The sequence below is a fragment of the Lysinibacillus macroides genome, from assembly GCF_001281525.1.
Classification (GTDB): Bacteria; Bacillota; Bacilli; order Bacillales_A; family Planococcaceae; genus Lysinibacillus; species Lysinibacillus macroides.
Genome location: NZ_LGCI01000014.1, coordinates 177,552 through 199,618 on the forward strand (window position 1 = coordinate 177,552; position 22,067 = coordinate 199,618).

The window sequence follows — 22,067 nt, forward strand, 5'->3', positions numbered from 1 at the left end:
ATATATAATAACGAGTGGTATTAAAAAATGCAAGACCAAGTAAAGGGGGTATCTTCTCCTATTTTTATCTATATAAAAATTTGCTTTAATAAATGAAAAGGAGGGTGGCTAATGGGGTTGATTAAATTAAATTGTCCAAATTGTAATGGAAAGCTTGAATACAAGGAAGGGCAAGCAATTACATGCCCTTATTGTGATACAGAGTTATTATTGAAGGAAAATAAAGTTTATTATATTAACCAAACGATTAACAATTATTATGGAGTATCTCCTACTCAACAGACAGCACATACGCCTCCAAAATGGAAAGCTTTACTGTTGTTGATACCAGTGATTATTATCCTGATGTTTTTAGGATATTTTACGTTGGGGGATACAAAAACAGATAGTGAGCATAAAGTAGAGGTTCGTACAATGCCTGAAAGTGAAGCGCTCCTATTTTTCCTACAGGATATTTTCAATAAAGGGGATGCGCTACCTACTAAAGAAGAAATTGCGACAATCCGCTATTTCTCTGCTCGTAATTTCGATGAGCAGTGGCATTTTGAATATAGTTTTGATGATCCATTTTCAAACGAACAGGCTGAAATTTTTAACTATACAATGATGGATAAGCTGTTAAATAAACAAAGAATCGAGCAAAAGGATTTTGAAGCTTTTACAGGTTTAACGAAGCTAAAGCTAGATAATGAATATGAAATCGAACAAAGCGAACAAATAAGCTTTGAGCATTTAAAAGGTTTAAAAAGCTATTCAACAGCATTCAACGAATCATTTACTAAAGTAGCAGAGTTTATAGGGGATAAATCGAAAATTATAGAGCTAACGACACAGATTCGCAATAATCAAGAGCTTGCTTTATTGCTAGACTTTCCGAATTTACAGTCACTAGAAATTACGTATGTCGATGAGTCGGTGACAGATTTTCATTTATTACACCAGCTAAAGCTAAAATCATTTGCCATATACGGTGTCGATGATTTTCACTGGTTATCCTCGTTAACAGATTTACAAGCTTTAAACATTATGTATACGGATGCAGCAGATTTTAGTGTACTATATTCGTTAAGTCAATTGCGTGAATTACGTATAGAGCATGCTAAAAACTTAAAAACAGTGGATTTTCTGCAAAGCATGCCAAATTTACAGTCGCTCTGCTTAAATTACACATTTATTACAAACATAGAGCCTATTAGAAATAAGCAGTCGTTGACGAGGCTAAGCTTAGAAAGCCTTCTCGAGTTAGATTCACTTGAAGCTATAGGTAGCTTATCGTCTTTAACAGAGCTGAAAATAACAGGTTATTATAAAGGGATTGTGCCAGCAATTATTGCAGAAAATTTAAAGATGACAGAATTGGATGAAGCCTTTATTCCTAAATTAAATGCACCAGCATTAAAAGATTTGACTGTTCATCTTTCCTCGAATTTTGATGTAACGCAACTATTGAAATTTCCACAGTTGGAGCAGCTTTCCACAGTGGAGGGCGAGGAATTTATTAATATTCGCTCGTTAAATCAATTACCTAACTTACAAAAATTACATGTAGGTGAGGCATATTTTTTCAATGAAACACATGAATTATTTAATTTGCAGCACATAAAAACATTGGATTGCCGAAGTTGCTCTTTTAGCATCAACAGTGAAAAGCCATTTGTAAATAATACATTAGAGCAATTAGCCCTCTACAAGCCATCTTTTAAAATTGATGGAGGGGATTGGTTGAATGATGTGAACAAAATGATGCCTTACTTTAAGAATATGACTGCCTTACATTCATTTACAATGCAGGATAGCACATTGCAATCACTAAGCTTTATGGAGAATTGGCAACAAATTGAGGTACTTCATTTAGAAAATAACGCCATTTCAAATATTGAGCCTTTAGTAAGTTTACCTAATTTAAAAAAGCTATATATTTTAGGGAATCCAGTACAAAATAAATCAATGCTCGATAAAGGAGTTGTGTACGAATAACAAGGTTGTTTAAAAGTATGGAAAATTAAGATATAAACTAAGACGAATACAAAAAGGAGGAGGGTCACTGAATAACCCAATAATTAATCTATTTTCATTGATGGAAAGAGCATATTTATTTAGTGAAAATCTACTTTTCTAGTAGTCTTAAAGGCTATTCATATAATTCTAAAATATCTACTAACCTTGTTAACTAAAGAATAGGAAGTAAGGATAAATCAAGATTTACATGATAGTCAGGAAGTATACCATTATGAAAATGACTAATACACTTTTATTAAGAGAGAAGGGTTATTCAAAAGAGGTTGACTTAGGTAGCTTATCTAAGAGTTTTGTTCACAATAGAATGATAATGCGATAAAGTTAATAATGTGAAATATTGATCAATAGGAGTTGAAAAAATGGTTGTACGCTCTAAAGGGTTACTGGTATTACTAACACTTGTCCTCCTTTTGGTAGGCTGTGGCACAACAGAAGATGTGAACAATGGAGATTATACGGTGGATTATGCATCAGAGGTAAAGGAAAATCCAATTGTAACCATTACTATGAACAGTGATGAAAAAATCGTGATTGAACTAGAGCCTGCTGTAGCGCCAAATACAGTAGCAAATTTTATCTCTTTAGTCGAAAAAGGATTCTATGATGGACTTATTTTCCATAGAGTCATTCCGGGCTTTATGATTCAAGGTGGTGATCCATTAGGGAATGGTACAGGTGGTCCAGACTATTCGATTGATGGTGAGTTTTCATTGAATGGCTTTGAGAATAAACTACAGCATGAGCGTGGTGTGATTTCAATGGCTCGTTCACAGGATCTAAATTCGGCAGGCTCACAATTTTTCATTATGGTGGAGCAAGAAAAACGTCTCGATGGTGAGTATGCGGCTTTTGGGAAAGTGATTGAGGGAATGGAAACAGTTGATGCCATTGTTGCGGTTGAGCGAGATGGTGCTGATAAACCATTAGAAGATCAGCAAATTAAAAAGGTAGAGGTTGATACGAAGGGCTTTGATTATCCAGCGCCAAAGGTTCATAAATAGTTACTAGAATAGTAAGCCGATTTTTGAATGCTCAAAAATCGACTTACTTTTTAAATTTGAGGCTTTGTCGGTATGGAAATTAGCCATAAGAAATCATCCTCTACAATTATTTGAATATCTACCCCAAGATCGATCAACTGCTCTGCTTTGAGTTGCTTTGTGCTAGTGCCTCGATGTTTATTACCAAGAATAACGAAATCCGTTTTTGATGTAACGGCTCCTTGCACTATCCCGCCACAAGCATTTATATGTTTAGTAGCCTTTGAGCGTGTCATTGTGGAAAGCGCACCTGTAAAGACGATATATTTATGATAAAAAGGATGTACGAGGCTTTCGGATAAATCAGAAAGGAAGTTAATATCTGAATTAGTCATATGAAATACTCCTTGCTATAAGAAATATGAAAGTGATTAAATTGTAATAATTTGTAATAAAAACCTTTATAAACTAATCTACAAAACTTTGCATTTATGTTACATTAAAATTAAAAATTAATGAGGTACATAAATATGAATTCGCAATTGACTGCTTTTATTACTCTTAGTTGCATATCGGGCGTATTAAATTTGTATTTATGTTTATATGTATTTCTAAAGCGCTATCACTATACAAAAATTGCTCAATTATTTGTTGGCTACACAGCCTTCGTAGCTTTGTACTGCTTTGCTTGTGCTTTTGGTATGATTGCGACAACACTAGGAGCTATAAAGTTTTGGACAACTATTTCATATGCTGGTATGGCTATTTCGGCTCCTCTAGGATTATTGTTTATTATGCAATATATAGGCTTTAATATTACGAAAAATAAGATAGTAATACTTCTTGTAATTCCCTTTATTAGTTTAATCATGGTTGCTACAAATGATATACACCATTTTCATTATAGAGTATTTGAGATTGATCCTGTGCGTGGGGTTCCTTATATTCATCAGGAAATCGGTGTATGGTATATCATTCATGGTGTATTTACATTTGCCAGTATGTTTGTAGCATTTTTATTAGTATTAGCCCATTGGAAAGAAACTGTTAAGACATATCGATGGCAATTAATTGCGCTAATGTGTGGTCAATTTATCCCAATGATCATGGGCTTTGTATATTTAATGGGTTTTACACCTCAAGGAATTGATCCTGTTCCAATGACTTTATGGGTTTCTTCGCTATTGTACTTATGGTCCATTCATTCTTCTCATTTGTTTAGGGTAATGCCAGTTGCCAAAGATGCAATATTTCATAGTATTAATGATGGTGTGATTGTGTTAGATCAATTCTATCGATTAATTGAGTTTAACCAAGCATGTCGAAAAATGTTTCCGCAGTTATCAAAATCTATGTTTGGTATGGATTTTGCTCAAGTATGGTTTATTGTAGCTGGACAATCCATGCCATTTACATTAGAGACGCGCGAGTTTGAGATAACTCTGACAACAGCTGAGCAAACTATCCGTACTTATCAGGTTCGTATTACAGCACTACAGCATGACAAAGGAATATTACTTATTTTTACAGATATTACAGCGCTGAAAAATTTACAAACAATGCTAGAACAACAAGCTTATTATGATGAATTAACCCAGATTTATAACCGTCGTGCATTTTTCAAGCAATGTAATCAAGCTTATCGCGAGGCCATAGAAGCATCAACCGCCTTTACAGTGATTTTAATGGATATTGATTATTTTAAAAAAGTAAATGATACGTATGGTCATGCGATTGGCGATCAAGTCCTTGTCCATGTTGCAAAGGTTTGCCAAAGTCAATTAACAAAGGGAGAGCTTTTTGCGAGGTATGGGGGTGAGGAATTTGTACTTGCGCTTAAAGGTAGTACATTGGCAGAGGGTGAGGCCTTAGCAGAGCAGCTTTGTCACAGTGTAGCCTCACAGCCCCTGCACACTACTGAGGGAATGATTACAACTACCATTAGCTGTGGTGTAGCAGAAGTCATACATCACGAGGAAACATTGTATCAACTTTTAAATAAAGCAGATCAAGCACTTTATTTAGCAAAACGGGCAGGACGGAATCGAGTATATATTTATAAAGGGTAAAAAAAGCTCAACTATACAATCATAACAGGATGATGTATGGTTGAGCTTTCTCTTGATTCAATAAAAGGCTTCAATTGTCACGCAAGCCCCCAAAAATCTAGACATAGACTGTGTACAAAGTAAACATCATTTTGCACAGCTTTTTTCTGCTAAACAAGCGGTGGTCACAATAAATTGTCACCCTTCAGCGCAAAGATTTGCCCTTAAACAAACTTCTCACTACCAATTGGTGTGGAAAATGCCTTCTTGGTCACGTCGTTCATATGTGTGAGCACCAAAATAATCGCGCTGTGCCTGAAGCAGATTAGCATTAGAGGATCCAGTTCGATAGCTATCATAATAGGAAAGAGAAGCACTTAAGCAAGGTAAGGCAGTGCCTGATAGAATACCTTCACAAACCATTTTTCTTAATCCACTTTGATAGTCCTTTGTTTTTTCGGCAAAATATGGCGCAATTAATAAATTAGCAAGCGCAGGTTGATTTTGATAAGCTTCGCTAATTACATTTAAAAATTCTGCTCGGATAATACAGCCACTACGGAAAATAAGCGCAATATCCTTTAATGGCAAGTTCCAGTTATAAAGCTCAGATGTCATTTTATATTGTGTAAACCCTTGTGCATAGGCACAAATTTTCCCCATATATAATGCTTGTCTTACAGATTCAATCCACCTATTTTTATCTAGGTCTTGAAGATGTTTTTTGTTAGGCCCTGCTAAAACCTTTTCCGCATGGACACGTTCCTCTTTTAACGCAGATATATAGCGAGCGAAGAGTGCCTCTGTAATAATGGATGTAGGAATGCCGTTATCAATGGATTGCATACTTGTCCATTTTCCTGTCCCTTTTTGACCAGCTTTATCGAGAATCACATCAATTAATGGTAAGCCTGTTAGATCATCCTTTTTCCTTAAAATTTCCGCAGTAATTTCGATTAAATAACTTTTTAACTCACCTTGATTCCATGTTTCAAAAGTATCAGCAATTTCCTCAACCGATAGGCCTACATTTTCCCGTAAAAATGTATAGGCTTCTGCAATAAGCTGCATATCTGCATATTCAATACCATTATGCACCATTTTCACAAAATGCCCTGCACCCTCAGGACCAATATATGTGCAACATGGTGTGCCATCAGCTTGTGCCGCTATCTTTGTTAAAATAGGAGCAGCTTTTTCATAAATATCTTGATCGCCACCAGGCATAATCGAAGGGCCTGTTAACGCACCAATCTCTCCGCCTGAAATACCAATTCCTAAATATCCGATACCTTGTGCTTTTAGCTCATTGTATCTACGTTCAGTATCTTTATAGTGAGAGTTCCCACCATCCATAATAATATCGCCTTTTTCAAGGAGAGGCACTAAGGATTGAATCACCGAATCAATCGCCTTGCCTGCTGTCACCATTAGAAATACTTTACGAGGTTTTTCTAATGATTGTACAAAGTCTTCTAGGACATAGTAGGGCGTAAGCATTTGTCCTTCGACTTTTTCCAAAAGTTTATCCGTTAAATCCCTTGTATAATTATAGATCGATACATGTTCACCTTTATTGGCCATATTCAGAGCAAGATTACTACCCATAACGCCTAAACCAATAACACCTATTGTATTTAACATTTTTTTCGCTCCTTTAGTAGATGTTGATGATTGTTATACAAATAAACTAAGTAATAAAATAAAACCTAGTCCAGCTACGGATACAATTGTTTCTAGTAATGTCCATGTTGCAAATGTTTCCTTCATGCTTAAGCCAAAATATTCTTTAAACATCCAAAAGCCTGCATCATTTACATGGGAAGCAATTAAGCTTCCTGCTCCTGTAGCAAGAACGACCAATGCAAGATTAACATCACTTTGACCTAGCATTGGGATAACAAGTCCTGCTGTTGTTAACGCAGCAACTGTAGCAGACCCTAATGAAATACGTAAAATTGCAGCGATCATCCACGCAAGTAAAATAGGTGATAACGTAGTGCCATTAAATAGTTCGGCTACATAGTCACCAACGCCGCCATTAATCAGCACTTGTTTGAAGGCGCCACCACCACCAATAATTAAAAGCATCATCCCGATATGCAGGATAGCTGTTGTACAGGATTCCATTACTTGTTTAATTGGAATATTTCTTGCTACCCCCATCGTATAAACTGCAACTAATAAGGAGATTAACATGGCAGTACCAGCCTCTCCAATAAAACGGATAGCTGCTAATAGCGTGTTATCCTCAAAGCCTATTGTTTTTTGTAACAACGTAATAACTGTGGCAATCGACATTAAAATAACAGGTAATAATGCAGTGAAAACACTGATACCAAAGCTGGGTGTTTCTTCTATTTTAAATGTTTTTTGCTCACCTAAAGATTCAATATTTCCCTCCTTGTTGAAGGATTCAGGTACTAGCTTTTTTGCCACCTTTGTAAAGAGCGGTCCGGCTAAAATAACAGTTGGAATGGCAATAATAAATCCGTAAAGTAATACTTCGCCAATATTCGCTCCAAATTCTCCAGCAATTACGGTAGGGCCTGGATGTGGTGGTAAAAATCCATGTGTAACAGATAAGGCTGCTGTCATGGGAATACCGAGATATAGAATGGAAACCTTTAATTCTCTTGAAATGGCAAAGACAATGGGAATTAATAACACTAGCCCTACTTCAAAGAACAAAGCGATACCAATAATAAATGATGCTGCTACAACAGCCCATTGAATATTCTTTTCCCCAAATTTATTAACAAGTGTCATGGCGATACGCTGTGCACCACCTGCATCAGCAATTAATCGACCTAGCATAGCACCTAAACCAAATATTAATGCTAGGTGACCAAGTGTTCCGCCCAAGCCAGCTTCAATTGTTGGCACAATTTCTGTTAAAGGCATGCCAAGAGCTAAAGCCACGCCAAACGATACGATGATTAATGAAATAAAAGTATTTAGTTTAAAGCCCATGATTAAAATTAATAGTGCAATAATTCCAATACCGACAATAACTAATGGCATATATGTTCCTCCTCTGAAGCTTATTTATTTAAGTTTCTTTGATAATCGGCAATAGCTGTATAGTCATCTGTTAATAGTCGTGAAAGACGTATAAAAATAGGCAGTAGCTGTCTATATTCCTTTACAGCTTCTTCTTTTGGTGTATGTTTATACGTATCACCGATCATCTCAGCAACAATTTCAAAGGAATCAATTTTTCCAGTAGCATATAAGCCTAAAATGCAAGCACCTAAACAGGAGCTTTCATAGCTTTCAGGCACGACTACATCTGATTCAAAAATATCTGCCATCATTTGTCGCCAAATTTCAGAGCGTGAGAAGCCTCCTGTTGCTTGAATACGAGTGACAGGGCCTTCCATACATTCAAGTAAAGCTAAATAAACCGTATAGAGATTATAAATAACCCCTTCTAGGGCAGCTCGAATCATATGCTCTTTTTTATGGGACATGGTTAAGCCGAAAAATGAACCGCGTACATCTGGATTCCATAAAGGTGCCCGTTCGCCTGATAAATATGGATGGAATAGTAATCCATCAGCACCAGGTCTAACACGTTCGGCAATTTTCGTTAATACTTCGTATGGATCAATGCCCAATCTTTTAGCTGTTTCAATTTCAGAAGAAGCAAATTCATCTCGAATCCAGCGGAAAATCATACCGCCATTGTTGACAGGTCCGCCAATAACCCAATGATTCTCTGTTAAGGCATAGCAGAAAATTCTACCTTTCACATCTGTCTTTGGTTTATCAATAATTGTACGAATCGCACCACTTGTGCCAATTGTGACAGCGATCTCTCCTTCTTTGATGGCATTGACTCCTAAATTGGATAGGACACCATCACTTGCACCAATGATAAAAGGTGTTTGTGGGTTAATGCCAATTTGTTTTGCTAACTTAGCATTGCAGTTAGTAAATTGCTTAGTTGTTGGCACAAGCGTAGATAATTGCGCTTTTGTAATACCTGCAACTGTTAATGCGGCTTCATCCCAATCTAATGTATGAAGATTCATCATACCCATAGCTGAAGCTAATGAATAATCGACCACATATTGATCGAAAAACTTTTTAAAAATGTATTCTTTAATGCCAATATATTTTTTTGTTTTACTTGCTATTTCAGGGTATTCATTGACAAGCCATGTAATTTTACTTAACGGTGACATTGGATGAATAGGTGTACCTGTTCTTTTATAAATTTCATGTCCATTCCATTCATCTTTAATTTTATGTGCCCATGCTTCGCTACGATTATCTGCCCATGTAATAACAGGCGTTAATGGCTGATCGTCTTCATCTATGGCAATAACACTATGCATAGCACTACTAAAGGAAATAAATAAAAGCGGCTTGTCCGAATGATCTTTTATAATATTTTTAATAGCTTGAAGGACAGCATGAAAAATTTCATCTGGATTTTGCTCAGCTGTTGAAATATCAGGTGTATGAAGCGGATATCCAATATTCTCATGTTGAATTACTTTGCCTTGCTCACTGAATAGAACAGCTTTTGTGCTTGTAGTCCCGATATCGACCCCTAACATATAGCTAGTCATCTTGTGCTTCAACTCCTTTAGATAGCATTTGAGATCTCCATAAATCTTCTACCTTACCTTGGACATCATCGAAGTTTTCATGCAAGGATTTAATCATAAGCTTTCTATCCTTTGTTTTAATAGCATCAATGTACAATTCATGGTTTTTAATAATCCGATCAAAATCTTCATATTTTTCTTTAAAGCGCATCCGCATTGATAGCAGAATAAAACCTTCCATTACTGGCTTTAGGTTATTCCAAATCATGGTGATATAAGAGTGTCCAATGGAGCGAATAATGGCTTCATGGAACAGTATATCCTGATAAGAAAATTCATCAGCGTCATTATATTTTATGGCAACCTTCATCATTTCTAAGGTTTTACTAAGCTCCATGGCTAGGTTAGTTGTATCTATTTTGATAAGGCGTTCAAACACAAATGTTTCAATCAATAAACGCACATCATAAATTTCTTCAATTTCTTTTTCTGACAAGCCTAGTACAACAGCGCCTGTTTTTTCTAAGCGGATAATATTTTCAGATGACAGTGTTCTTAATGCTTCACGGATAGGTGAACGGCTTACTTCAAAATCAGCAGCCAATTTATTTTCAGAAAGAATGGTACCGCTTTCAATTATGCCTGCAATAATCCGCATTCTAAGTTCATATGCGACGCGATCTCCTGTCGAAGCCTTAGAAAGCCATTTTTGTGGATATAAATAGTCCTTAGATTCGCTCATAATATCACCTTTTTTATTTTTAAGTATACTTGTATACAAGTATTATAGCCAAAAAGAAAATAGGATTGCAAGGATCTTAAAAAATTTTTTCAAACTTTTGGGAATGATAATAAGTAAAGATACGCCAATATATTTACCCTAAATAATGACTTTTTATGTCTAACAAGAGAAGCATCCAAAGCTTTTATTCATAAAATTTCTAGTCATGGGCAAACTTTAGGGATGAAAGGTTTATAAACCAAATGGCTCTATAACCTTTCAAATAATCAATGGAGGATGGTTATGTCAAATATGAAGAACAATCGTAACAGTGCAAAAGTCAATGGGGCGAGAAGTGCAAGCAAAAGCAACCATCATCACCAAAAGCTTCAGCAGGGGGAGTTTGGATCTGAATTTGAGCTTGATAATGTAAATAACTTAGCCCAAATGCGAGAGAAAACAGATACCAAACAACCTGTAAGCGAGCGAACTGCATGGCACTAAGATATATTTGACGGCTATTCAACACATTGAGAAGAAGGACTAAGGTGTATGCCTTAGTTCCTTTTTATAACCTGGGAAATAATATGTGGTGTTCTTCAGGTTATATTTTTTGAATTGTTTATAATACTATATTTAGAACATTTAACTTTTTTAAGAAGGGAAGATGGATAAAGTGGCGAAACACTCAGATACAAGTTGGAAGCAAGATCATCCTAGTACATTGTTTAGTAATTCTGTTCAAAAAGCCGATCGTTTGTTAAAGCATGCGAAATCACACCCAGAGGAGATAGCGATAGAGCATGCCTTTAATCAAATAGAGCATGCGGAAAATGCGCGTGTCAATGCAGAACAATATGGTGAACATTTAGATACAGTGCAGCAAAACAAAGAATACCTAGCGCAGATTAAGCAGCAATTACATGAAATGAAGGAAAACATAACAGGGCAATAAAATGTAGAGAGGCTTAAGTCCAAATAGATGGGCTTAAGCCTTTAATGCTTATTGCAAATATTCTTATGTGTAATGACATTATTTTTACATAAATAGGGATTACTATTATGCAGGAACCTCATCTATACTTATAGATGTTTACTATAAAGCTAGAGGAGTGGTCTCTATTGAAATGGATTTCCGAAAATAAGAAGATGTTTGTATTTTTAATAATTATCGTCATTATTATTGCTGGTGTACTTGATATTCAATATAAAGGGTTGTTTTATCAGCTTTTGATGAAGTTATTGTAAAGGCATGTGGAAAAAGTCGTATTTGCTCTGTGCAAGTACGGCTTTTTGAATGAGATGGATAGCATATGGCCATTGAAGGTTGACAAAAATTTTTTGTTCTAAAGTGCAACCAATTTTAAAGATTTTCTACTTTAATAAGTAACAGTGAATAAAAGGAGAAGAAATGTATGGAAGATGAAAAAATAGTTGCTCTCTATATCCAACGCTCCCAACAAGCTATTGTGGAAACGAAGGATAAATACGGTGCTTACTGTAAGGTGATAGCAAGGAATATTTTGTCAAGCTATAGAGATATTGAAGAATGTGAAAATGATACATATCTGGCAGCTTGGCATACAATACCCCCAACCATACCGAAAAGACTAGCAGTGTTTCTAGGCAAAATTATGCGTAATATAGCACTTGATAGATATAGCTATAATACAGCTAAAAAGAGAAATCCTGAATTTAATATGATATTAGCCGAGCTGGAAGAGTGTATTGCCTCTCCATATACGGTTGAAACAGAGTATGAGGCTGGCGAAATAGCAAAGTATATTAGTCAATTTTTATATACGATAGATCAGCAATCCCGTAATTTATTTATTCATAGGTATTGGTATTCTTATTCCATTGCTGAGCTTGCAATACATTTTCAAATGAGTAGTAGCAAGGTGAAACTAGATTATTTAGGACGCGTAATAAACTAAGATTTTATTTGGAAGAGGAGGGGATTCAATTATGAAGAAAGAGGATTTATATAAAGAGATTGGCTTAATTGATGAAGATTTAATTGAAGCGGCTGGTCGAGAGAAAATAAAGAGAACAAATTTACCTAAAAAGTGGATAGCTATAGCTATATGTTTGATGATTATCAGTTCTATTTCCACAGCCTCATTAGCAGCGGTTTACTATAAAAATCAAAATGCGGAGCTTTATATTCGTTATTTAACAACAGAAAATATAGAGTTAATGCCAGTTACACAATATGATGCTGATAAGTTTTTAAAGGCTTTAGATAGTGATAATGACGAGTATATTTATATAGCGATTAATAGGTTAGTTGAAAGCTTTAATAATCAAAAGATGAGAAAGAAGGCACTTACAAAAATTAAGCCTTTTATGCAAGATGATAATGGAAAAATTGCTGATGCGGCGGCTTTTGCAGTGGATATTTTATCACAAAAATTTCAAAGTCCATATGTATATAAATTGGCAGATGATAGTATCATATTTACATTATTTAATAATTATTCGGATTATGGTAGTCAAAATGTTCTTTGGCGTATTAAAGAGAATAGGCTTGAAACCAGTGTTAGCTTTTCAACGCCATCAATGTATATTAAAGAAATCATTCCTTCGCCAGATCGGAATTTAGTCGCAATTGTCACCAATTCTAATAAAAGTGATTTTGTGGAGATACTTAATATTGAAGAAGGGCTGGGAAGTCCTGAATTAATAGAGTCGGCAAGGGTCAAATACGGGGCACAAAAAGAATTAACTACGTGGATTCGCATGGACCATGAAAGCTATAGCTATGCAGATCATCTTGTATGGAAGAACAATGATACATTAGAATTTAGAGGAAGCCTTTCATATGAAGATACAGCTCTTATTGAAAACGTAGTAGTAAGCTATATAGTGAGTCGTAAGGAATTAACTGTTAAAAAATATGGAGAATAAATATATCTTAATATAATGATATTGTTTTTAAAAAATAATATTACAGAAAAATAAATAGAGGCATCTGACGGAATAGATAAAGATGCTTGGGATGTTTTTAAAAAAATAGAGGGGAATAGTGTTAAAAGATTAATTCAAAATAGCTGTTTCTTGATAAAATTCTTATGAATATGGAGCTAGTTTAGAAAAAAGGCGATCTCCTTGTTTTTATGTTATTATATAGATATAACAACATAAAGAATTGGTTTATATCAAAATGTCAACTATTTAGCTGCCGATAATTTCATATCATCTAAATTACCTATAAAATAATAGGAGGTTTTTTGCTTGAATTATGAATAGAAAGGCTCGAAAAAAACGGATAAGCCTCATATAAATTGTTGATATTTTATTCTTGAATTAATTGTGATAAACTGCAAGAAGGTAATAATTGATACAGAAATGGTGTGCTCCACGGTTACTCCAAGGCTTACTGTACTTCTAAGCAGGAGAGCTTACATCCTTTCTGCAAATCTTAATATATAAGGAAGGTAAAAATGAGTAACAGACAAATTAAATCAGATGTTATCTTAATTGGTGCCGGAATCATGAGTGCAACTTTGGGAACACTGCTCAAAGAATTAGCACCAGATTGGAAAATTACAGTGTTCGAAAAGCTAGAAAAAGCAGGAGAAGAAAGTTCTCATGAGTTGAACAATGCGGGAACTGGACATGCTGCGCTATGTGAGTTGAACTATACTTCTGAGAAAAAAGATGGATCCATTGATATCAAAAAAGCGATTAATGTGAATGAGCAGTTCCAAGTTTCAAAGCAATTTTGGTCGTATCTTGTAAACAATAAGTTGATTGCTAATCCACAAGACTTCATTATGCCTCTACCACACATGAGTTTAGTACAGGGAAAAGAAAATGTTGAATTCCTAAAAAAACGTTATGAAACGATGAAGAAAAATCCATTATTTGAGGGAATGGAATTTTCTGATGATCCTGCAACACTAAAAAATTGGATTCCATTGATTATGGAGAATCGTCCAGCAGATGAAGACATTGCTGCAACGAAAATCGATGCGGGTACAGATGTTAACTTTGGTGCTTTAACACGTATGTTATTCGATCATTTAAAAACACAAGATGTTGATATTAACTACAATCATAGTGTTGAAAGCTTAAAACAAAACAGTGATGGTTCATGGGAAGTGCATGTTCATGATTTAGATGGCTGTAAAATGGAATATCACACAGCCAACTTTGTTTTCCTTGGCGCTGGTGGAGGAAGCTTAGAGTTGCTACAAAAATCGGGTATTCCTGAAGGAAAACATATTGGTGGATTCCCTATTAGCGGTCTATTTTTAGCATGTAAAAATCAAGAGGTTGCTAATCAGCACCATGCAAAAGTATATGGAAAAGCAAAAGTTGGTGCGCCACCAATGTCTGTTCCACATCTCGATACACGTTATATTGATAATAAAAAATCATTATTATTTGGACCATTCGCAGGTTTCTCACCAAAGTTCTTAAAAACAGGTTCAAATATGGATTTATTTGCTTCTGTAAAACCGCATAATATTGCAACATTACTAGCAGCAGGCGTTAAAGAAATGGCATTAACGAAATACTTAATCCAACAGCTTATGCTGTCAAAAGAGCAACGCATGGAAGAATTACGTGAATTTATTCCAAATGCAAAAAGTGATGATTGGGACATTATTGTAGCTGGTCAACGTGTACAAGTTATTAAAGATACAGAAGCAGGCGGTAAAGGAACACTTCAATTTGGTACAGAGGTTGTAAGTGCTGCTGATGGCTCAATTGCAGCGTTACTAGGAGCTTCACCAGGTGCGTCTACAGCTGTACATGTTATGCTTGAGGTTATCAATAAATGTTTCCCACAACAAATAAAAGAATGGGAACCAAAAATTAAAGAAATAATTCCATCTTATGGATTATCTTTAGCAGAAAACCCAGAGCTTTTAAAAGAAGTGAATGAAACTACAGATCAAGCACTTCAGTTAAAATAAAGGTAACTTATGTAAGCGTTTCTATATGGAACCTTCAATCTTTTAAAGATTGAGGGTTCCATTTTTATTTGATGGAAAATAGCTTATATTATTATATATATTAAAATAGTCTGTAAAATATACCATTTATTTAAAAGGAGGACCCAATGAAAGATATCCTTATAAAGTACATGGATAAATATACAACCCTTAGTGAAGAACAGAAGTTAGCTATTGTAAATGAAATACAAATTGAGGAAGTTAAAAAAGGAACAATACTTCTTCAACAAGGAGATATTCCAACAAAATGCTACTTTGTCTTACAAGGCTGTATTCGACAATATTCTTTAGATGAGGCAGGAAAAGAGGTAACCTCCAATTTTTATACAGAGGAGCAGGCTATTACAAGCTTTCAGCATCATAAGCAGGATAAAGCATCTTCTTATACTTTTGTTTGCTTAGAAGACTGTATAGTGGTTGTAGGTGACCTTATTGTTGAAGAACAGATGTACAACAAATATACACAGCTTGCAATCATGACCCGTAAAATGATTGAGCATAATTTTGGCGAGATGCAAGATGAATTAGCAACTTTTATTGCATTATCACCAGAAGAACGCTATAAAGCATTCATCAAGAAAAGACCTTCGTTAATCAATCGTGTTCCTCAGCATCAATTGGCAAGCTACCTTGGCATTACCCCTGAATCATTAAGCAGGATTAAAAAGCGTCTTAATAACCATTTTTAATGATTTTTCCACCTTTAACTACTAGCCATATACCAAAGCTAATTTCCCCTAGAAGCATCGGAATGCTTAAAATAGCTTGGAAAATGGCTATCGTCTTTTCAAATTGCAGGAAAAACGTCAACAATGTATGCATGATAATATAGCTTAAGCCAGCTAGTAATAATAAAAAGCTTATCATTTTAGGTATGGTAGAAGACTGCATTGTAATATAGCCTACAACCATTAAATGCCCTCCGAAAATAATCAATCCCATATCCCAAATTACTTGAAATCCATTCAAAAACAACATCGCTTGCTCTTCGACATTTAACAATGGAGCGGAATTGCTTGTTAAAAGTAGCACAAGGATTAAATGAGCAATAGCGATAGCCAAAATAGCTGTATATATAAGACGAAGCCAAGCTGCAAGAAGTGCAAGTTGCTTGTGTATCGGCTTCAAAAAAATGAAAAATGCCCAAGCAACAATAATATCTGCAATTAAAATAATAAGCCAAGAGAAAATCTCAGCTTTGAAAAGAGTGGAGGACGACTTTAGATTAGCAAAAGTATCATAGGCATTTCCGTTAACTACAAGACTTTGATGAGCATAGCCATAGGAAAAAAATGCAGCCGCAGCCATGATAATCAAAAATATTCCCCCAATAAAAGCGGATTTCCTTTGAGAGGAAAGCTTTTGTGTAGTGATGTGCATTGCAAATATAGCCCCTTTCTATATGTTTACTTTTATTTTAAGAGAAAGTATTGTGCAGAGGCATTAACTTAAATCAAGAGAGTTATTTAATTGACTAAATTACCTGAAAGCAGTATGTTTTCTATACTATTTGTAAATGCAGGAAAGGGGCTATTTATTTGATGATTAAGCTACAAGATATTGGAACGTTTCCTCAGTTACCGAAAATCGCCATGCATATCTATAATGGTGATATTTCTGCTTTACAAAATGCACTGGATAATGGTTGGAATATTGAAGAGGCTATTCCATTAAGTAAGCACACATCATTAAGTCCATTAGATTTAGCGTTGATTTCACAACAATTTGATGTAGTAAAACTATTGGTAGCGCATAATGTGAATCTGAATGTTGAAAAGAACCCTGCTTTCTTAAAGGCTGTTCGATATTGTAAGGAGAGGCTAGTTCGCTATATTGTTGAGCATGGGGCAAAATTAGATGGAGATAATCAGGTTGGATCTGCAGCCTATTCGCAAGCGTACTATGGGAATAAAGGGAATATTCCACTTATCCACGAACTGGGGCTTGATATTCGACAGCATGGTGGAGCATTATTGCGGCAGGCTGTATCAAATTATGATATGAAAATAGTTTCATATTTACTTGACCATGGGGTAAATATTAATTATCAACAGCCAGATATGGTCTATCCTTATAGCGCCACACCATTAACTGTTGCCACACGTATGGGTAATTTAGGTATGGTAAAATATTTGGTTGAACAGGGAGCAGATATTACGTTAGCAGAGAAAGGTGGAGAAAGAGCTTACACAATTGCGGTAGGTATGAAAAATAGGGAGTTAGCGGATTATTTGAAAGCACGTGAGCCTATAGAGCTTCATACGATAGAGCACAAAAAAGGGGCATTAAAAAAATACAAATTACCAGAGGAATTGGTTGAGTTTCTGACAGGAAATCAATTGCATCTTAAGCTTGCCCCAAATGATTATGACATTCAGCATATTGAGTTTTTTAAGCTCACTGACACAATTGAGATGAAGCTCGGCGGTCAAAAACTTCTCCGACTTTCAGCATCTGTTGATAATTATTCTGATATCGAAATTGTTTGGAATCCAAAGGGAAAGATTGGATGCTATGATGTGGAGCATGAGGAATATGCTGATTTATGTAGTTTTAAAGAGTTCCTTACTAAACCGGAAAAATATCTTATTCATTTTCTTGAAGGGGAGCTTTAGCAAGGTGGCTTAAAATGCCCCTTTTTGAGGATGAGGTATCATTAAAGGTATATTTATAGACGATATAAAAGCTAAATAAAAGCGTTAAAATATCTATTTCTTTAACGCTTTTATTTATCGCTCTATCCTCGAAGCTTTGATATACAGAATACGATAGAACGTTTGACGTATATGGCACAAAAGAGCAGAAATACAGCTACTAGAAGTGCTAAAGGAATACTGAACATAACAGGAATATCTACGTTATACCAGATACTCATTTTAATTTGATCCAATCCGAATGTTCGTAAAAAACCAGCGAGTACGGATAATGCAGCACTTAAGAGTAATCCAACATAAAGAACGGCCAATACAATAAAAGCTAGTGAGCAAAAAAAAGCTTGTAGCATTTTTAGGAATGTCATTCTTTTTCTCTCCGAATAATGTGATGCACTACTGCGTTTGAAGCGATTGAATACTCATCTGTATAATAAAGCCTCTCAATTAGACAATTTTCTCCTACTATAACTACTTCACCTTCAACAATCGCTGCACTTGTATAAGATAGTTTTAACTGTTTTCCACTGATCGTGTGACAAATTAACTTTTTCTTAAATAGGGGAAGAAGTGTCACTTTATCCTTTTCTATCACCACGTTTTCAGCTAGTAGCCTGTCAATTTTACTTTCTCCTGATAATTTCAAATGAAAATGATTAGCCACTAATTGTGCGGCTTTCACTATACCAAGAGCCTCGAAATGTTCGCACTGTAATTTTCCTTCAATCATTAATCTCCCAGAACTAGTGATCTTTTGGACACAACCATTGCTTATTTTAATGTTACCGGCATTTGTCAGTTCATCGATTTCACAATAATCCTTTAATGTACATGAGCCTGTACTGTTAAATACCTGTACAATAGTAGGAAAATAAAAGGAGCTATGACCATGTGTAGACACCTTTTTCATGCGAACTTCTTGATGTAACGCTACAGCTCCTCGAATATTTAATTGCTCATACTCAACATCCAAATGTTTAATACGGCCATTTGTAAGTGTTAGCGTACGCAGTTGTTGAAACATAAAATTCACCTCAATTTAATTTAATTAATATATATTTTAATAATTAAAATATATATTAATTAAATTATAGGTAACTCCTCTTTGTCAATAATAAAAATATTGCTTAAAATTGAAGCAATAAAAAAAGGATTTCAATTTGTTGAAATCCTAAAAAATTTTATTCATTAATTGATTGACTTCACGTAAGATGCTTGCCATATCTGTGAGTTTATCCTGAGAAAACTTTAAAAAAATATTTTGGACCTTTTTGTCACCAGCATTTGTTAAAGCCATTTTGACGACACGACGATCATTATTTTCTCTAATGCGTTGTATCAGCGCTAGTTTTTCCAGTTTATCGCACATGGAGGTCACAGCTCCAGGAGTGACACTGAAGAATTCAGCAATTTCGGTTGCCTTCATCCCATTATTTATTTTTAGCTGTAGAAGCAAAATTAATTGGTTTTGTGATAACGCTTCTCCTTCAGATAAAAGATCTACAAACATTTTCGACTTCTGCTGTATTTCCAGCATTTCCTTCATAATAATTTCTACATGGTTTAGATTTTCTGCCATATAATCACGTCCGTTAAAATATTTAATAATTAAATTATATAGCAATTCACTAGCGTCGCATTAAAATAATTAAGCCTACTATTATAATTAGAATTTTCTGTAACTTATCAATCGCATAAAAAAAGCCTTTATAATGGTTTGGTGGTAGGTACCTATCCAAATCCAAAATAAAGGACATCGCATGGATAAGTTTACACGAAAAACATCATTTGAACAATGGTTTTCACCTATTTCGACTGACTTAGTTGAAGAACTGGTGAAAGCCTCCCGATTAAATTACTATACAAAGAAGCTTCATATGGCTTCATTTATGAGATTATTACTATTTGCACAACTCCACGAAACGGAGAGTTTGCGGGCATTAAGTGATTGTGTCTTTTCGGAAGAATTGCAGAACGCAACGAACCTCAATTCGATCAGTTTCTCTCAATTAGGTAGACGACTGAATCAAATTCCGACTGAGTTTTTTCAAACGATTTTTCTAGACTTAGTTGCACAAATTCATGAAAAGACAGATTTTCAAAATAGACGAAAAATGACGACTCCACCGAAAATCATTGATTCAAGCACTTTACCATTGAACCTGAATAATCATAGATGGGCAAAATTTCGTAAAACCAAATCTGGAATCAAACTTCATTTGCGCCTTGTCTTTATGGAAAAAGGTTGTTCCTATCCAGACAAAGCGGTGCTTACAAACGCGGTTGAACATGATCGCGGTCAGCTTGAAGTACTCGTTGATGACAAAGAATGCATGTATGTGTTTGACCGTGGCTATTTGGATTATGAACGGTTCGATCGCATGACAGATGAAGGCTACTTCTTCGTCTCTCGTTTGAGAAAAAATGCGGTTATACGCCTGATTGAACCATTTGAGTTAGCGGAAAATTCACCGGTTTTATCCGATGAAATGGTCGTCATCGGAACGACGCAAAATCGACCTGAGAATGTGTTTCGTTTGATAAAAGTACTGGATACAAAAGGAAACGAGTTACAATTACTCACGAATCGATTTGATTTAAGTGCAGATGAAATCGCTGAACTATACAAATCACGCTGGGCAATCGAATTGTTTTTCAAATGGATGAAACAACATTTGAATATCAAAAAGTTTTACGGGCAGAGCGAGCAAGCTGTGCATAACCAAGTTTACATCGCGATGATTGTATACTGTTTGAATGTACTGGCCCAGTTGAACACGAAAAGTAAGCGAACCTACTTACAAATTAGTCGGTATTTAAAAGCTGCTTTATGGAAATCCGCACACATTTGGTTACGCAAAATCCAAGAAAATAGCGTCCCATAAAGCTTTCTAGTCTCTGTTGCACTCGTCAAAGGTTATAGTAAAAAAATGGATGTTTACTACCTCGGTTTTAGTGTTTTCGATTTTTCATTAAAATCGGGAAAAACCAAAACTGAAAATTCAGACTTTGTTTATGCGACGCTAGTGATATTAATTAAATAAATGATACCAAGTGTAGAAGTACTTCAAGAAATATTTACTTTTTAAAAGTCGTATGCATCCATTCGAAAAACCTCTCTTTTTCCTCGAATTGGGGGTAGTGAGCAGATTGTTCATATGCTATGAATTCTTTTTTCGTGGCAACCAGTTGGTCGAAGTACTTTTTAGCACTATTCGATGATGTTTGATAATCATAGTTCCCCATTACAAAATAGAAGGGAAGGACTAGTGAATTGACTTTAGCTGAAAGTGGGTGCTGTAGGACATCTTTTACTAATACTTCTTGGGATAAGGATAAACCCTTGTTATAGCGAATAATATCCAGCAAATTATATTCTGTACTAAAAAGCATCCCTAACATATTTCCATCAGGATTATCAATGAGTCTTGTAGCCCCTCCATATTTGCTCACTAAATGACGAGGCGTAAATGTTTTACCATTACTGGTTTCTTCCATTAATCTTTGTAAATGTGCAACATCCTCTGTGTTATTCTTAAGTTGAGCCTGTTTGATCGTAAAGTGTAAACTGTCCATCTCACTTTCAATGGTATTACTCATTTGTCCAATCCCTACATAGGCCTCATATTTTTCAGGAGCTTTAGCAGCTGCTTGTGTGGCAATGTATGTACCGTAGGAATGACCAATTAAGATGATTTTTTCTTTATTTAGCTGATTAGCAATATAGTCAGTCAGTGCTAATAAATCCTCCACAAGCAAATCAGATGAAAGATTTGAGTAGTCCTCAAAAAAATGATAGGACTTCCCACTAGCTCGTTGATCATAATTTACCACTGTAAATTCAGTTTCCAATAAATCTTGATATTTTTTAGCGTAGGGTATTTCAGAGCAACCTGGTCCACCATGGACAAAGAGGATTACAGGATTATTTTTGTTTTGGCCCCGTATCATGATTTCATGGTCACTACCGTTGATTTCTACCTGTTCTAGCGTACTGATGCTGTTTATGTCTTTTATAGATGATGTCCATGTTGGAAATATAAGTGCCAATAAAAGTAAGGAGGTCATGATCAAGACAAGATATTTAATGAACTTTTTAAATGTTTTCATAGCATACCTTCT

Annotated in this window: 21 protein-coding genes; 12 read left to right on the top strand and 9 right to left on the bottom strand. The window is 35.2% G+C overall.

Translation table 11 applies throughout. From position 1 onward, the window contains the following. Positions 1-111 precede the first annotated feature (111 nt). A complete protein-coding gene (locus ADM90_RS22745; protein WP_053997134.1) occupies positions 112-1,977 on the top strand; it encodes a leucine-rich repeat domain-containing protein in 1,866 nt (621 codons plus the stop codon). Between the two features lie 401 nt (positions 1,978-2,378). After that, positions 2,379-3,020: a peptidylprolyl isomerase gene (locus ADM90_RS22750; RefSeq protein ID WP_053997135.1), complete on the top strand. Its 642-nt coding sequence runs from the start codon at positions 2,379-2,381 to the stop codon at positions 3,018-3,020. A gap of 50 nt (positions 3,021-3,070) precedes the next feature. Here the strand turns inward: ADM90_RS22750 and ADM90_RS22755 are convergent, their stop codons facing one another. After that, a complete protein-coding gene (locus ADM90_RS22755; protein WP_053997136.1) occupies positions 3,071-3,394 on the bottom strand; it encodes a BRCT domain-containing protein in 324 nt (107 codons plus the stop codon). Between the two features lie 135 nt (positions 3,395-3,529). On the opposite strand from ADM90_RS22755, the gene ADM90_RS22760 reads away from it, so the two are divergent. Then, entirely contained in the window at positions 3,530-5,068 is a 1,539-nt protein-coding gene (locus ADM90_RS22760) for a histidine kinase N-terminal 7TM domain-containing diguanylate cyclase (protein ID WP_053997137.1), read from the top strand. Positions 5,069-5,287: 219 nt separating this feature from the next. Here ADM90_RS22760 and gnd read toward each other — a convergent pair whose 3' ends face one another. From gnd to ADM90_RS22780, 4 genes are read right to left on the bottom strand one after another with little or no spacing between them, the layout of a single operon-like run. Next, the gene (gnd, locus tag ADM90_RS22765) at positions 5,288-6,691 is read right to left on the bottom strand and encodes a decarboxylating NADP(+)-dependent phosphogluconate dehydrogenase (protein WP_053997138.1); all 1,404 of its coding nucleotides are present in this window, start codon (positions 6,689-6,691) and stop codon (positions 5,288-5,290) included. Positions 6,692-6,724: 33 nt separating this feature from the next. Next, positions 6,725-8,071 carry a GntP family permease gene (locus tag ADM90_RS22770; protein WP_053997139.1) on the bottom strand — a complete coding sequence of 449 codons (1,347 nt, stop codon included), beginning with the start codon at positions 8,069-8,071 and terminating at the stop codon, positions 6,725-6,727. Positions 8,072-8,091: 20 nt separating this feature from the next. Beyond that, the gene (gene gntK, locus ADM90_RS22775; RefSeq protein WP_053997140.1) at positions 8,092-9,627 is read right to left on the bottom strand and encodes a gluconokinase; all 1,536 of its coding nucleotides are present in this window, start codon (positions 9,625-9,627) and stop codon (positions 8,092-8,094) included. Beyond that, on the bottom strand, positions 9,620-10,348 hold the full coding sequence (locus ADM90_RS22780) for a GntR family transcriptional regulator (RefSeq protein WP_053997141.1): 729 nt from the start codon (positions 10,346-10,348) through the stop codon (positions 9,620-9,622). Before ADM90_RS22780 ends, gntK begins: the two co-directional genes overlap by 8 nt. Positions 10,349-10,630: 282 nt before the next feature. Between ADM90_RS22780 and ADM90_RS22785 the strand changes: the two genes are divergently transcribed. The 7 genes from ADM90_RS22785 (at position 10,631) to ADM90_RS22810 (ending at position 15,983) form a co-directional block, all read left to right on the top strand. Then, positions 10,631-10,831, top strand: coding sequence for a hypothetical protein (locus tag ADM90_RS22785; RefSeq protein WP_053997142.1), 201 nt, complete (start codon positions 10,631-10,633; stop codon positions 10,829-10,831). A gap of 172 nt (positions 10,832-11,003) precedes the next feature. Beyond that, positions 11,004-11,282 (top strand): hypothetical protein, encoded by a 279-nt coding sequence (locus ADM90_RS22790; RefSeq protein ID WP_053997266.1) that lies wholly within the window; start codon positions 11,004-11,006, stop codon positions 11,280-11,282. A 167-nt stretch (positions 11,283-11,449) separates the two neighbouring features. Beyond that, a complete protein-coding gene (locus ADM90_RS25415) occupies positions 11,450-11,575 on the top strand; it encodes a hypothetical protein (protein WP_268766666.1) in 126 nt (41 codons plus the stop codon). Positions 11,576-11,742: 167 nt separating this feature from the next. Continuing rightward, positions 11,743-12,264 (top strand): RNA polymerase sigma factor, encoded by a 522-nt coding sequence (locus tag ADM90_RS22795; RefSeq protein ID WP_235473800.1) that lies wholly within the window; start codon positions 11,743-11,745, stop codon positions 12,262-12,264. 31 nt (positions 12,265-12,295) lie between these two features. Then, positions 12,296-13,237 (top strand): hypothetical protein, encoded by a 942-nt coding sequence (locus tag ADM90_RS22800; protein ID WP_053997143.1) that lies wholly within the window; start codon positions 12,296-12,298, stop codon positions 13,235-13,237. Positions 13,238-13,773: 536 nt separating this feature from the next. Next, positions 13,774-15,255: a malate:quinone oxidoreductase gene (locus ADM90_RS22805; RefSeq protein ID WP_053997144.1), complete on the top strand. Its 1,482-nt coding sequence runs from the start codon at positions 13,774-13,776 to the stop codon at positions 15,253-15,255. Positions 15,256-15,401: 146 nt separating this feature from the next. Further along, positions 15,402-15,983 (top strand): Crp/Fnr family transcriptional regulator, encoded by a 582-nt coding sequence (locus ADM90_RS22810; protein ID WP_053997145.1) that lies wholly within the window; start codon positions 15,402-15,404, stop codon positions 15,981-15,983. Here ADM90_RS22810 and ADM90_RS22815 read toward each other — a convergent pair. Beyond that, the gene (locus tag ADM90_RS22815; protein ID WP_327037055.1) at positions 15,967-16,611 is read right to left on the bottom strand and encodes a DUF4386 domain-containing protein; all 645 of its coding nucleotides are present in this window, start codon (positions 16,609-16,611) and stop codon (positions 15,967-15,969) included. The two genes, ADM90_RS22810 and ADM90_RS22815, sit on opposite strands and share 17 nt — an antisense overlap. Positions 16,612-16,835: 224 nt before the next feature. Here ADM90_RS22815 and ADM90_RS22820 point away from each other — a divergent pair, with 224 nt between their 5' ends. Then, a complete protein-coding gene (locus ADM90_RS22820; RefSeq protein WP_053997147.1) occupies positions 16,836-17,909 on the top strand; it encodes an ankyrin repeat domain-containing protein in 1,074 nt (357 codons plus the stop codon). Positions 17,910-18,309: 400 nt separating this feature from the next. On the opposite strand, the gene ADM90_RS22830 is transcribed toward ADM90_RS22820, so the two are convergent. Together ADM90_RS22830 and ADM90_RS22835 are read right to left on the bottom strand one after the other, a co-directional pair. Further along, positions 18,310-18,969: a hypothetical protein gene (locus tag ADM90_RS22830; RefSeq protein WP_053997149.1), complete on the bottom strand. Its 660-nt coding sequence runs from the start codon at positions 18,967-18,969 to the stop codon at positions 18,310-18,312. 147 nt (positions 18,970-19,116) lie between these two features. Further along, on the bottom strand, positions 19,117-19,524 hold the full coding sequence (locus tag ADM90_RS22835; protein WP_053997150.1) for a MarR family transcriptional regulator: 408 nt from the start codon (positions 19,522-19,524) through the stop codon (positions 19,117-19,119). Between the two features lie 181 nt (positions 19,525-19,705). Between ADM90_RS22835 and ADM90_RS22840 the strand changes: the two genes are divergently transcribed. Further along, a complete protein-coding gene (locus ADM90_RS22840; RefSeq protein WP_053994015.1) occupies positions 19,706-20,830 on the top strand; it encodes an IS4 family transposase in 1,125 nt (374 codons plus the stop codon). A 193-nt stretch (positions 20,831-21,023) separates the two neighbouring features. Here ADM90_RS22840 and ADM90_RS22845 read toward each other — a convergent pair whose 3' ends face one another. Continuing rightward, positions 21,024-22,055: an alpha/beta fold hydrolase gene (locus ADM90_RS22845; protein ID WP_053997151.1), complete on the bottom strand. Its 1,032-nt coding sequence runs from the start codon at positions 22,053-22,055 to the stop codon at positions 21,024-21,026. Positions 22,056-22,067: the final 12 nt, after the last annotated feature.